The organism is Aporhodopirellula aestuarii (assembly GCF_023701485.1).
GTDB lineage: Bacteria > Planctomycetota > Planctomycetia > Pirellulales > Pirellulaceae > Rhodopirellula > Rhodopirellula aestuarii.
Genome location: NZ_JAMQBK010000039.1, coordinates 81,182 through 94,649 on the forward strand (window position 1 = coordinate 81,182; position 13,468 = coordinate 94,649).

General features: G+C 54.9%; 8 protein-coding genes. 2 read left to right on the forward strand and 6 right to left on the reverse strand.

Annotated elements, in window-relative coordinates; translation table 11 throughout:
* Window positions 1–9 precede the first annotated feature (9 nt).
* Genes NB063_RS14735 through NB063_RS14750 form a run of 4 tightly spaced genes read right to left on the reverse strand, consistent with a single transcriptional unit; the run spans window position 10 to window position 8,030 of the window.
* Window positions 10–948 carry a GYF domain-containing protein gene (locus NB063_RS14735; protein WP_250929499.1) on the reverse strand — a complete coding sequence of 313 codons (939 nt, stop codon included), beginning with the start codon at window positions 946–948 and terminating at the stop codon, window positions 10–12.
* Window positions 945–3,947 (reverse strand): hypothetical protein, encoded by a 3,003-nt coding sequence (locus tag NB063_RS14740; protein WP_250929500.1) that lies wholly within the window; start codon window positions 3,945–3,947, stop codon window positions 945–947. Before NB063_RS14740 ends, NB063_RS14735 begins: the two co-directional genes overlap by 4 nt.
* 20 nt (window positions 3,948–3,967) lie before the next feature.
* A complete protein-coding gene (locus NB063_RS14745; RefSeq protein WP_250929501.1) occupies window positions 3,968–6,718 on the reverse strand; it encodes a GAP1-N2 domain-containing protein in 2,751 nt (916 codons plus the stop codon).
* A 1-nt stretch (window position 6,719) separates the two neighbouring features.
* Window positions 6,720–8,030: a hypothetical protein gene (locus tag NB063_RS14750; RefSeq protein ID WP_250929502.1), complete on the reverse strand. Its 1,311-nt coding sequence runs from the start codon at window positions 8,028–8,030 to the stop codon at window positions 6,720–6,722.
* Between the two features lie 187 nt (window positions 8,031–8,217).
* Here NB063_RS14750 and NB063_RS14755 point away from each other — a divergent pair, with 187 nt between their 5' ends.
* Together NB063_RS14755 and NB063_RS14760 are read left to right on the forward strand one after the other, a co-directional pair.
* Entirely contained in the window at window positions 8,218–8,961 is a 744-nt protein-coding gene (locus NB063_RS14755; RefSeq protein WP_250929503.1) for a hypothetical protein, read from the forward strand.
* Window positions 8,962–9,061: 100 nt separating this feature from the next.
* Complete coding sequence (locus NB063_RS14760) at window positions 9,062–9,238, forward strand: ATP-binding protein (RefSeq protein ID WP_250929504.1); 177 nt, start codon at window positions 9,062–9,064, stop codon at window positions 9,236–9,238.
* Between the two features lie 34 nt (window positions 9,239–9,272).
* On the opposite strand, the gene NB063_RS14765 is transcribed toward NB063_RS14760, so the two are convergent.
* Window positions 9,273–11,744 carry an Hsp70 family protein gene (locus NB063_RS14765; RefSeq protein ID WP_250929505.1) on the reverse strand — a complete coding sequence of 824 codons (2,472 nt, stop codon included), beginning with the start codon at window positions 11,742–11,744 and terminating at the stop codon, window positions 9,273–9,275.
* On the reverse strand, window positions 11,741–13,462 hold the full coding sequence (locus tag NB063_RS14770) for a dynamin family protein (protein ID WP_250929506.1): 1,722 nt from the start codon (window positions 13,460–13,462) through the stop codon (window positions 11,741–11,743). The genes NB063_RS14765 and NB063_RS14770 overlap by 4 nt, the downstream gene beginning before the upstream one ends.
* Window positions 13,463–13,468 lie beyond the last annotated feature (6 nt).

The following is a 13,468-nucleotide window of genomic DNA, read 5'->3' on the forward strand; positions in this document are numbered from 1 at the left end:
CAGGTTACCCTAAGTCGTTTGGGCGATGGTGATTAAAAGAAAAATGGCCAAGACGATTTGATTAGCGATAATAAACGCGGCCGATAGTCCGGCAAACAGCCATAGCCGGTGTTCGTGCCGGGCGATGGCGACGGAGTCATTCGATTCGCCTCGACGGTTCATCTTTGAAAGGAGCTTGGTCATTTCGATCGCTGTCATCAGCAGCAGGCCGGAAAAGATCAGCGAGCTTACGGCCCATAGTGCGATTAGCCCGCCACTTTCGAATCGTCGGGCTGCCACCGCGGTGTAGATTTGGAAGAGTCCCGCAGCGAAAGATTCGGCCGCGAATATGTACGTGATGATGCAAACGGTCAGCACCCAGAACGCACGCCGCGAACGTAGGTCGCGTAGCGCGTAACCCCCATCGTCCGAATCGGTGACCGCCGGGGACGACGTAAAGCTTGAAGCCAGATCGCGGGTTACAGCCGGCTGAGACATGATCAATGCAGCTGGCAAGACTTCGCGGGCGGGCTTCCAGTGTTCCATGCCGTGGCGCCACACAGGTGTTTCGGCATTGATGCGTCGCTCGCTGATCCAGCGTCCCAATGTATGTTCGTCGATTGGTCCCTGCCGATTGCCGTCGATGGCGATGTACCAATCACCGGCCGGTGCGTCGGCCACTGTGGCGGGATCCGAAGCAGGCTGGGAGTTCCCAGTGACTTTGGAAGGGCCGGTTTCTTCGACGATGACGTCATCGTTCGTTGATCCCCGCGTGCCGGACGATTGTTGCTCCAATTGCCACTGATCGATCCGCTTCCATTGATTGTTTCCGGCCGGGGAAATTTCATCCTTGGGGCCCAATTGTTGCCGCGAGATCATGCGATCAATCTGCGTCCGGTCAAACGGACCAAGACGACGTCCCTGACGACGGACCTGGAATTTTTCGTAGGCTTCGGCGGTGGAACTCATGGAGAGACGCTCACAAGGGAGTGTTGGTGACTAGGCAGATTGATCGCCACAGGCGTCGCCGTTCCGCTGCTGAGAAAAATTGGTTCCCCTGCGGTCATGGCAATCGATGAGTCGGTGACTTTCATTTGGCCACTTTCGAATGTTCCGAAGGGGATCCATCGGCATTTGAGCGGATCGGCAGAATCTCGGCGAACGACCATCAATATGCCTGACCCCAGCGATTCTGTGGGTTCCCAGTAGTGAACGACCCGCGTGGACGCCGGACTACTCAGTTTCGACCCGCCGACGATATCCCAAATTCCGACGGGCCGAATTCGCATGTGAGCCAGTCGTTTGGCTTCTTGCCGCGGGTCGCGATGGGCTTGATAAAGGGCAGACAAAGCCGGCATTATTTTCTGGACGACCAAGTCGGTCGGCCGCACCGAGCGTGCCGCCGGTCGATGCCAGTCCTCCCAATCCGCCTGGCGAGCGACGAGGGCATGATGGACTTTGGCGAATTGATCCCGGGCCGCTGAACCTTCCATGATCTTTTCAATTGCTTGGGCCAGCAAGATTTCTTTGATCGTCGAATCGAGTTTTTCACGGCGACATAGATTGGCTAGCCACTTGAGCATTTCGCCGTCCCAATCGGCCAAGGCATCGGCGCGGGCGGCTTTCCATTTAGCCTTTAGCGTCACGACACTAGCGGCCGGTTCCAGTTCAATCACCAGCGGTGTACTGAGTGTTTCCTGCTCGATCGCCCCGTCGCCGGTCTGGACGACTTCCACCCGCGAAAGCAGCGGTTGATTCTCGCCAATCGAGAATTTCTCCCGCTCACTGTCGTAGAAGTTTTTGTAGATATAGACTCGTTCTCCCTGGCCGCCCCTTTGCGTTACGGAGATGATTTGTGAAAAAAGCGATTGATCCAGAAATCTCTCAAACTGATCCAGAATCGACTGCCGACGTTCCGCCTGATCGATGCACGCCCGCAACGATGCCGGAATATCGAACGGTGGCGTGACGCAGACTTCGGAAAGTTCTCCGCCGGACTGCGTCGCATTTGAAATCAACTCCCGTTGGAATTGTTTCGAGAAGATCTCCTGCACCCGCCGGATGTGTAGATTCCAAAGGTCCGCCGTCTCCCAGAACTCGGCCGAATCGAGCGTTTGACGGAACCCGGCGGATCTCCGATCGACGGACAGTTCGGAGATATAGTTTTCCATTCGTGATTTTAAGTTGGACAACGATCGGGCGGCCAGCAGATCTTCAAGCGCTTTAGCGGATCGAATGAGCAATACTTCCTGCTCGTGCATGCGGGTCTTCAATGCAGCAATGCGTTGGATCTGGTTATCTCCTTCTTGTTTTGCTGAGAGGCTGGCGTAGGGGAAATCGGCAAGGCTATGTTTGATACTGACGGTCAATTCGTTGAGCTTGGCGGCTTGGCTGCGGAGATCATCCAGTTCAAACTTGGCGAGCTGTGCTTGGGAATGTTGAGGCAAGATGTCGCCGGTTTCGCGAAGCGCACTGATCAACGATTCGGTGTGGTTCTTTCGGCGGCCGTCGACGAAGCGTGCGTATCGGTCGCGTTGTTTCAGAACGCGGAGTTTCTCATCGTCGGTGGTCGCTTCCTCTTCCAGCCGAGAGAGCGTCGAAGGTTCGAGTGCTTCATCGTCGATGGCTTCTAATTCGGATATCTGTTGATCAAAGCGAGCCGCCCGATCCTCTTCGCTTTGCATCATCGACTGATGCAGCACAACCAGTTCAGCCACTTTTGGATCCGATACCAGTTTGGGTTGCGACCGCCGGACCGCTTCGATGAATTGGCTCGCCTCGTCCAACGCCCCTGAATCCAAAATTCGGCGAAGTTGACCGGATACCGTGGCAACCTTCTCGGCGTACCCACGTCGGATTTGCCACGTCACCAGAAACCCGATCAGCAGCAGGGTCGCAACCGCCACGGCCCCGACGGCGAGTTGAAACTTTCGCTTTCCACGGGTTTTCAAGTCGTCGATCGTGGCCCGGTATCGATTGAATAGTTCCGGCGGCAAAGGTTCGTCAAACGTGATCGCTTTCTGATACGCAGATTCGATTTGCGGTACGGTCACGCCGGAACGATCCATCGTGTTTTCAAGTTTTGCGATGGCCGAGTGCCGGGCCGCAACGCGTTGCTGCTCGGCATTCAATTCGGCAACATACTCGAGCCCCGGGCTCGCGATCACTTCCGCCTCGGCGGCGACCGATGACGGCCCGAATTGTTCGACGATTTCGTCACGCAGCGTCGTGTAGAGGGCGGCCGCTTGGCGGGTTCTCGCTTCGTCGAATTGGTCCATCGATTCCTGAATCGCTGCGGCGGCAGCGATAAGGTCTTCTTGCTTTCCAGCCAGACGCAATTGATGGATATGCCGATTGACCGCTGTCTGCAACGACGGCGGCGGGGCGGTCTGCCAGGTATCAGCGAGTTCTCGCTTTAACAACATCAACTTCGCGAGGTCGTCTGACCTTACAGCTTGCTGGACGTCGGCGGAAAGTTCTTTCAACCGCGCTTTCTCGTGCGCGTCGATGTCATCGATCCAGTGGGGACTAGTCGGATCGGCCTCTGCGATCGCCCGAAGCGTTCGCAGACGCCAGACTAAGGGCGCGCGAGCCAGGACCAGTTTGCGTTGACGTTTAAGCAACCCGTCGATCGATTGCAATTCGACCATCGCATCGCCGAGCACCTCGATCGCCTCGGTATCGACAACCGATATTGGAGGAAGGTCGTAAAGCTCCGTGAGCTCCATCAACTCATCGAGCCGCGGGATGGAAAGCTCGTTAGCTTGATCGATCAACGACGGTGACGATCCAATGATCGCCATCGCCTCGCTGCGAAGTCCACGACGGACCAAATCGACGGCATCGCCGAGTTTTTGATTGACGATCGATAACTCGCCTTCGTATTGCTCGACGACCTCGCGAAGATCTTCTTCGGAGATGCTGTGGCTGTCGAGCAATCGATTGACGCGTCGGGTGATGGCGGACATGGATTTCTTAAATGCTAATCTTAATTTGGGGGACCATAGACCAATTCTGGGAAGAAGAATAATTCGAAGGTCTCGACGGTTATAAACTTAGGTTTCTGTCCAAGCGTAGTTGCCGAGCGGGAAGTATTTTCCAAGGTGTATCCAAAGTCGAGTCGTGCTCCGAAATCCAAAACACCTTCGTTCCTCATAAGTTCATCGTAGCTGTCTCGAAGCATTTCGAGGTTTTCGATGTGCTCATCGATCTTTGTTCCGATCGCCACGTTGGGCGTGACGAATTTGCTAAAGACTTGAACGATGTCCAATTTGACCGATTTGAGGTCGATCACTGTCTGATCGGATTGCGTGATGTATAGCTCGTCGAGTTTGCCAGCGGGTGACTGGATAACGACTGCCGTCAATTTGTCGATAGCGGCGTTCCATTTATCAGCTTCTTTTTTCCGTCTTTCTTCTTCTCGCCTTTCTTTACCTTCAGTCCTTTTGACCTCATTTCGCCACTTTTCGATGTCGCTTTTCGCCTTCTCGGATTTGCCAAGAAATGCTGTTCTTAGGATTCGACTGGACTCGAATGTTACGTCTTGTTGTTCGACAAATCGGTCGAGCTGTTGCAGTATCGGGTACCGCTGACGAACGGCAGGCGGAATATTCTTTTGATTGAGGTTGAACTTGAGGATGATTTCGGAAGCACCACGCGTGACCGAGAGCCAACCCTCAAACCTACCTGGCAGCTTGACCGCGACATTCGATTGGGGCAGCTGAATCAGATCGCCATCGTCAACTTTCACTCGATTAATGGCTTTCAGGTTGTCTGCATTCACAGAGATCTCGCAGCGAGGCCTAATTTGAAGCCGGTCTTCGTTGCGACTGGAGTCACCATCAAAGTGGATAAGCAGTCTATGCGAATCGCGACGACGTTTAAGCTCGGTGGCTAATTCTTCTCGCTTCGGATCCAATTGCTTCTCGAGCGACTCGGCGAGTTCTATCTTTTTAGCGGATAGTTCTTCGTATAGTTTCAATTGGCCCTTTTGTAGGTAGTCCTTCTCCGTCGCGCGAACCTTCTTGATCGTTTGTTCGACGGCGACGCGATTGGAAAGCCGCAAAATTAGTCCCGGCTGTTTTTGTTTGTCATCTTCCCACTTCTTCGCGTCAACCTTCCAAATTTCAATCAGCTCGACTAGACGCTCCCGGTCCGCTTGAAGATTGTTCAAAGGCACGTGTTGTTTCAACGCTTCGATTTCTTGCTTGCGAGCCTCAATGAAGCTGGCTAACTGTTTTTCCCCATCTTCGGCTCGCGCCCACATTGCCAACTGTTCGTCGGTTGGTTGCAGGGAAAGTTCATAAAGTTGTTTGTATCGGTCGTTTAGCCGCGTCAGTTCGTTTTTGACTTTCTTGGAGAACTTGGTGATCGAGTTTTCGTGATCGTTACCCAGGAAGGCTTCACCGTCGAGAATTCTCTTGGCGAGATCTTCAAGCGATTTCCGTTTCTCGTCGTCGGCCTGCTTCGGCTCGGCTGCTTTGGCATCGGCGTTGGCATCCGCCGCCGATCTGGGTTCCATCACGGGTTCCGGTTCCAGCTCAACGTCCGGTTCCGGCTCGACATTCGCGGATACGTTCACTTCCGGCGGGTTCTCGATGCCGGCCGCAGCGTTCAGTTCGGCCAGTAAGTCGTCTGAATCGGTACGTAACAAGTAAAAGGTCACGCCCCCGCCGAGGCACAACAACAGTAATGCCGCGACCCCGAGGAGGGCCCAAACATGGTTTTGAAACGGCGAAGATTTAGGCTGGAACGGCGGCGGTAGTTGGCCCGGTCTAAGTTGTGGTGGCGCAAGTTGGGGCGGCATAAGTTCGGGCGGAGGGACCGGGAACCTGGGTTCGCCCGTATCGGAAACCGTCGGTTGACCGGTGGATTCAGGGAGCTCCATTCGCGCGGGAGTCGATGCTGCCGGCACCGCAGCCGGACCGACGGTTTCGGACAGAGCGAACTGCCCCGAACGGGCCGCGTCGACCAGCGGACTGGGAGGCGGAGTGCCCAAGTTGCCGGACGCTATATCGAGTGTCATTGCCGTTGGCGGTACCGCCAACGCTTCGGGTGATCCCGCGATCATACAACGCAAACGACAATTCACTCCCGGCGGCAATTCACCGGTGTGCGTTGAAAAGGTAGCGTTCCAGCGTTTCGATTCGGGAAGTAGACAGATTGCCTCGTCGACCAAAGCCAACAAGTCAGCGTTCTGCTCAGGTCGGTATATCAAGTAAAGCGGTGGACCGGGAGCTTGGCTTTCGAAAATCGACGCCACGGTCCCGGCCCATCCGGCGTCGCCACTGAGTCGTGCCCAGGTTTGGGCGATCCGTTGGGGCGAGTCGGCCTGAGGGATCGTCTTCAGCTCGGGTATCTTGCGAACCTCGCCGTCCCACGCCTCGATGGCGAACCCCGGTTGTCGCAGAACCGCGGCTGGCCCGCCGGCGGCTTGGGCGGTCGTGGCGACGACGACGTGATAGGCGATCTTATTGGTTCGGCCGGTGTAATCGGGTGGCGCCTCGGCGATTCGAGACAGCACGTTGACCGGACGTCCGGCCACCTTCATTCGCACGTGCATGTAGTTGACAGGGGATTGCCCGTCGCCGTCGGCGTGGCGATACGCCGACAAACTCTCCAGCGGCCCGACCAACCCGGCTGGCATGCTTTCGGACATGGCCACCGTGCAGAATCCGCGGCTTCCCGGGCGGAGCCCCCGCGGAGCAGAGGTGTAAACCAATTCGCTACTCTTAGACATGTTATCCCGAGCCTGCTGCGTCTTGTTTCCGACGCCCGACGTCGATCAGTCCGCGGAAACGTCGGGCAAGCAAATAAATTAGGCTGACCTCGGCCCACTGAGGCCGGATGTCTTTGGGGCGGATGCCCAGTTGCCCACTTTCAGGATCCAATTCTGGTCGCCGCCCAGTCGCCGAAACCGGCATGTAAATCACCTCGCTGCTTACCGTGGCCGCCGCCGCGGTCATTTCGGGACAGGTTCGACGCAGCAGGTCTCGCAGCTTGGCAGACGTTTGAAGGATCCGATCCTCATCGATCGCTTCACGGTCGTGATCGACTTTACCGAATGGCGGATCGGTGGCTATGTCCGGTAGCAGCTTTCTCCAAGCGTCCCACTTAGTCACCAAGACGACCAACGTGGCACCAATTTTTTCGTCTTCCCGCATACCGGCCTTTTGACGGACTCGGTTGATTGCTTCGAGCAGGATGCTGTCTTGGCGGATCGTCTGCCCGCCGGAACGTCCCGCCCCGGTCATTTGTGGGTCGTCACTCTTGCCTTCGCATACTGCGCGAAATCGAGGATCCTGCGTCGGATCAAAACAAAACAATAAAGCTTCACTGCGGGCCAAGTGGCCCGTCACCGGTCCGGTCGATTCGTCGGCGCCGGGTAAGAACGATTCGCCCGCGTTGTCGTACAGGCAAAGCACCCTTGATAGGGTGGCTTTCTTGTCTTCGTTGGGGTGGCCTTCACCCGGACTGAGCGTGAACAGGAATGGCCGCGGAAGATTGACCGCCCGTTCAGCCATTTGCACCCGGTTGTACAGCGTGCCCTGTTCTTCGGTCTTGGGAAGCCACGTCAACTGGTCAGGCTTACTGGACAGGAACTGACGTTCCTCGTACTCGATCAGCCTCGCGTTCATTGCAGCGTCGGCGTCGGTCAGCAGCATTTGAAACCGCTCAGCCATTGACCGCCGTGCCTGCCAAATCATTGAAGCGAGTAGGTAGCTCTTGCCGCTGCCCGGTGCCCCGAGGATTGAAAAGAAAACCACGGGAATTTCGAACAAGCGACGCGGCACCCTCAGGTGACATCGGGGGCACCCGGTTTCGGTAGCTTCGGAACCTTCCGGATCGATTGCACGGTTGTCGGGCGTAAAGCGTGAGGGCAAGAATCGCCGCAGTTCGCTTTCACCTAGTTTTTCGTCGCCATAGAGCGACGGGTGTGTAGCGATCCACACGGCGTCTTCAGGAGCGAACTCGGCCCAGCAATGCGGGCAAACAAGCTTTTCGAGTAGCCGCATGCTAGTCGGACTCGAGGAAGGGGAAGCGGAAGTCATGTGGTGGGATGCAGGTAACTAGTTGCGAGGCCTCTTTGCTCTAAGCACTATCGAAAGCGTCTTTCGTTTTGATGCGGAGGGGGTTAATGTACTAACCGAACAGGTGGTAAACAACTGGGCCCAATGGAAGAATAAGCGGCGTAACAGAAAACCACCAACAGCCTAATGATTCCATCGACGAGCCCCTATGAGCAAGTTTCGTTTCGTCCGAAAGAACGGAAAGGTCCTCGGACCGTTGACCTCCGACCGCATCAACCATCTATTTTCCGAAGGTAAGCTCGCGCCCGACGACGAACTGGGCGAAAACCATGACGGACCGTGGCAAAGCATGACGACGCTTCATGAACGAATCGAGCGGACCAAAAAGAAGAAGCAGGCCGAAGCGGAAAAACGTCGTGCTTTGCGGCATTCCACTCCTAGCGAGGTGCCCGCCATTCCGGATGTCAACGAACCGACTCAAAACCTCGAAGCGTCCGAAGCGTCCGAAGCGTCCGAAGCGTCCGAAGCGTCCGATGCGTCCGATGCGTCCGATGCGCTCGCGAGCATTGCGGATTCCCCAGGTCCGCCAGCCACCTACATCCCAACTGCAATGGTTTCCTCGCCAGCAGTTGCCGTAACACAACAGCGATCGGCAACTTCGCCAAGTACTTGGTTAACGAACGTGCTGCTGGGAATGATCTTGCTTGTCGGCACTTTAATCGCAGTGCTCCTCGCTTCGCAATTCTTAGGAGTGTCCGAGACTGCCACCAAGGCAGCGCGAACACGATGGGAATACCAAATTGCAGCGCCGAACGACGAACTACTTGAATCACGACTTAGATCGCTTGGTGACGCCGGGTGGGAACTTGTCAACGCGCGGCGTGCTACATCCGAGTTCGGTTCAGCGAAATATGAAATGATCTTTCGTCGCCCAAAACAAGATGGCGGATAGTGACCTGAGACGGCGCCAGTGCGAGCCCATTGTCCCGATGAAGCCGTGGTCAAGACTGCTGGAACCTAACAACTCTACAAAAACGAAAGGTTAGATCGAGATGGAAATCGTTCGAATACTGGGAAAGATCTTGGGTGACGTGCCGACAGCGACGGCGATCCTGGATCGGTTCCTGTACTATCCGGAGATCGTGACCATCACCGGCAAAGGTTATCGGCTGAAGGATCACGCGATGACTTCACGCGAGGCCAAAACGCCCATAAGTGGCAGGTTATAAATCGCCTGGTGACAATAGAGATAACTATCGCGGATCAATACTCATCGAATGGATCAAATCCTCCTCCAAATGGATCTTGAGTGTTCTCTTGTTCGCGTTGCAGGTTACGAGTTCTCAGCAACTCCATTTCAACGAGCTTAGATAGATTGGTCGCAGCATCGTGCACGCCGTCGCCGTTTGACGGAATTGCAAGCTTGAGAGCAACCAAGTCCAATTTCTCGCATTCCTTCAGCAATTCCAAACGTTCTGCTATGCCTAGTGATGCGGGACTACTGCGGTACATCGTCCATTTCGCCAAAGCCAGCTCATAGTAGGCACGAGAGAAGTCAGCTTTTGCCTTTTCCGAAACTACGTCATCTGCAACTCGTAGGTAATCGGCAACTGCATGGGACCAGTCCAAAACTCGTGCATAGGCTCGTCCACGAGCTTGATAAAAACTGCGATTATGCAACCCCGACTCGATGGTTTCATTGCAGGCTCTAACAACCTGCTGGTATTTGCCCTCTGCCCATAACTGCCGAATGGATCGCATGGCGGATTGCATATCGCTTTCGATCGGACTGGGCGATGCGGATTCCGATACAACTTTCAATTGATTGTCGGATGATCCTGAACCCGTAGAGATTGCTTGCGGAATAACGGTTTCATTTCCTGTAGTTGTCTTATGATGTGCAGCGTTCGAGACTTCCTTCTCGTTACCTCGACGCTCGGCATCGACGGTTTCATTCGAGCGAGGAACCGTCGGTGTGTAGATATCCCACGACGGATCGTGTTGCTTTTGCGTCAATTCGACTCTGTGCTGTCGGTTCATCAGGTGATCGGCGATGACTGCGATCAGGCAACCGGCAACGACTACGATGGGAATAGCACTAACAAATCCGATCGCGCTCAGCATGGTCCAATGATGCCTAGACCCTGTTGAACTATGCTGGCTTACATTTTGTGCGTGCGTACTGTTTGGGGAACTGCTTGCCCCCGAGCTGTTGGCCTCGATTGAGGCGAACGTCTCATTGATAAGACACGAAGTTTGTTCTGATTGAGCGGGCCGTTCTGATTGAGCTTGTTGATTATCTCGCGTTGGCGTCTCAGCGGCGTTCCCCAATTCTTTGATCTCCACCTCCGGCTGGGCGATACCGACGTCGACTGCGGTCGACGCCGCGTCTGTTTCTTCGGGCACATCTCGGAATAGTTCAGCCGACAACTCATCAGTCGTTGGAAGGTCAATCGAGGCTTCGTGTTTCGCTGCGGCTGTATCCAACGCTTCTCCAAGAATTTCTTTCTCCACTGAAGCGGTTTCCTCACCTAGCCGCAGGCTTTCACGTCGTTGTAATAGATAACGCCGTTTGTTGTCAGAGAGTGGACCATCGGCCATTGCTGCTCCTAGCGCCTCCGTATAAGCACGCATCGCGGCACTATTATTACCAACGGAGCATTCTTCTCTGCGTCCTAGGATTGCGGCACCCAGAACCGTCGCGAAATCACCCGACGCCCACGTGTAGGTACGTTGCGGAGCGAGCTGTTCGATGCTTTCTTTGAGTCCCGCGAGTTGGGAAGTGCCGCCAACTAATATGATGGAGGGTGCGTCGACACCTGCTTTACTGCACTTGTTGATGTATTCTGTGAGCGCCTCATTTGCTTTGGTCGTGAAATCTTCTGCGGCTGATTGAAAGATACGCCGAGGAATCTGATGGGATTTGCCTTTGAAGACCAGTGTCGCAACATCCAGGCCGCGTGAGTAGAACAGCTTGAGTGACTGCATTTTGACGAGGAAACTCTCGCGAACTCGCGAAAGTACCGCGACTGTTGATTCGTTCTTCTGAGAATTCAACAGAGCGGCAAACGCTTGGTCGTCAATATCGTTGCCGCCGACCATTAACCCCGACGGGAGCACGTCGCTATGAGGTAAGAAACGATCGTCGTCCCAACTGACGAGTGAGAAATCGGTCGTTCCACCTCCAATGTCACAGACGACAATGTGATCAGCCGGACGCTGGTGCACTTCACTTGCCCAAGCCCGCGCGGCCGCACTGGCTTCGTCCACTAAGCCAACCTGGGTAAAGCCTGCTGCAATTGCGGCATCCTCCAAACACTTCCGCTGACGCGGGGAAAACAGCACCGGCACCGCGATGGTGCATGTGTTGATCGCGCAACCATGAAAAACTTCTGATTCACATCGCTGGCGAATTTCTGCAAATAGTTTGGTTACTAATTCTTCCCTGGTAGGGGTGAGACGTCCTGGGCCGATGAGCTTGACACCAGGGCTGCCAATTTCTCGCTTAAGTCCACGAACGATGCCGCCAGGATCTTGGTCAATCATCAGCATCGCATCGTCGCCGATCGTGACCACACCAGCACCTTCGACAGGCACATGAAACACCGACGGGATGATGTCCCGGTACTCCTTACCAAGACTAATCAATCTCGGTTCGTCTCGTTTCTCGTCGTAATACGCGACCTTGGTTCGGGTGGTGCCGAAATCAATCGCGATTGTTGGTCCGTGGTTCATGAAGCGATCTTCTCGCGTTGGCCCGACAATTCAATGTGATGATAGAGCTGTTCGAGCCGGTCGATCGCATGCTGGCACGTATGATGAGTTCTCGGCGATCCCTTGTCCACGTAACCACGCAGCGTTCCAACCAATTCGACGATCGCCTCGGACGGGTTGCGTGATCGGTGCAACCCTCGCATACGCTCGCCAACGGACACGCCGTGTTGTCCGAACACGTATCGAAGCGTGTCTCGTAACTCGGCCGGTAATTCGTCTAGCTGTGATTCGGCAATCGCTTCAATCCCGGCCAGATCTCCGTCGCACCCGTCATGAATCGTTTGGAGCGTCTCGAATCGCTCACCGAGGGTCTCGAGCGTGTCCGTTAGCTTTTCGAGCTGAGACTCGATAACCTGCTGTGATTCCTGCGTGTGGCGGACAACGCTCTGTAGATCGGTGTCGCCGAGTTCGATCCTCTGTTGCAACAAAGCCAAAACGTTTGAAGAGCGATTCAAGTTGGTCTTGAGTTTCTCTGTTTCGTTTTGCAGGCGGGTCATTGCCAGTTGGCACGGTTGGCTTGCCCTCGTGGTCAGTCGCAACATTTTGATCGCGCGGCTGCGTGAGAAAAACCGTTGTTCCAAAATCTGCTTCAGGTCGTCGATTTGACTTATGGCTCGAACTCGCTGGCGTAGTTCGTTGATGCTGGTGCCTTGAACATTGGCCGCGATACCGATAATTGTCCGCAACGATGGCCAGGGCACCCCAAGCAAAAGCAAGTCCTTTCGTTCGGCGACAGCTACTGAGCACTCCGGTAACTCTCGCACGAACGCTCGTTCATGTCGTAACATTTTCTCACGAATAGAATCGTTATCGGGTTTCCCGAGTTCGAGGATTGTTTGCCAGTGACGATCGTTCAAACTGAAAACGGCTCGGGCAAGTGGAGCACTCACCGGTAGAACAGTGGCAAGATGTTCGGACAGCGACGCGGCGATCTTGCTCGCCTTCCGGTCTCGCTCGTCGAGTAAGTCGTCCGTATTGAGTGTTTCCCATTTGTGCAAAACAGCGATGCTGTTGTAGTTCGACGAACCGGGCAAACGGGTTGCGTTCCTGAATGCGTCCAAAAATTGATCGTCGGTTTCCCGAGCCACTGGCATAATCACATAGACAATCGCATCGGCTTGGAGGCCAAGTTGCTGAGTTTGATCGGCACAGCGTTCTGCGTTTTTATCGTTGGCTCCGTTGATTCCGATAAAAGACTCGGTTGCGGATTCATGGGCAGCGATAACACTCCGCAGTCCGGGCGTATCAACAATGCTAGCGATCTTCAGAAACGCGGCGTCATCGAATAGCTCGATCGACCGTGTGTTGGCGGCAAGTTCCGAATCGCCGGTCCATTTGTCGAGTTCGCCCCGAGGGATTGTCTCGGGCGGTCGGTCACGCCAATGAACTCTCGCGATATTCGGATCGGTCCCATGGTGAATCCAATTGACCGTCGCAGTCGTCTCGGTCACGCCCGTGATCGCAATATCTTTTTCTAATAGGGCGTTTATGAGGGAGCTTTTGCCGACTCGCATTTGCCCAACGATTGCCACGGTGAAGGGTTTGTCAATGTCGGCCCTCAAGCCGGTCACTTGCGCAACAAGGTCGGAGGTGATCGAGTGGCGGCCGAGCAATCCAGGTATCTCGTCGCAGACTTTTTTGACATACTGCTGAACGTCATTGAGATCGAATACAAGCATCAAACA

Coding starts and splice junctions, on each gene's coding strand:
- NB063_RS14735 (WP_250929499.1), bottom strand. CDS start 948: ATGAGTTCCACCGCCGAAGCCTACGAAAAATTCCAGGTCCGTCGTCAG.
- NB063_RS14740 (WP_250929500.1), bottom strand. CDS start 3,947: ATGTCCGCCATCACCCGACGCGTCAATCGATTGCTCGACAGCCACAGC.
- NB063_RS14745 (WP_250929501.1), bottom strand. CDS start 6,718: ATGTCTAAGAGTAGCGAATTGGTTTACACCTCTGCTCCGCGGGGGCTC.
- NB063_RS14750 (WP_250929502.1), bottom strand. CDS start 8,030: ATGACTTCCGCTTCCCCTTCCTCGAGTCCGACTAGCATGCGGCTACTC.
- NB063_RS14755 (WP_250929503.1), top strand. CDS start 8,218: ATGAGCAAGTTTCGTTTCGTCCGAAAGAACGGAAAGGTCCTCGGACCG.
- NB063_RS14760 (WP_250929504.1), top strand. CDS start 9,062: ATGGAAATCGTTCGAATACTGGGAAAGATCTTGGGTGACGTGCCGACA.
- NB063_RS14765 (WP_250929505.1), bottom strand. CDS start 11,744: ATGAACCACGGACCAACAATCGCGATTGATTTCGGCACCACCCGAACC.
- NB063_RS14770 (WP_250929506.1), bottom strand. CDS start 13,462: ATGCTTGTATTCGATCTCAATGACGTTCAGCAGTATGTCAAAAAAGTC.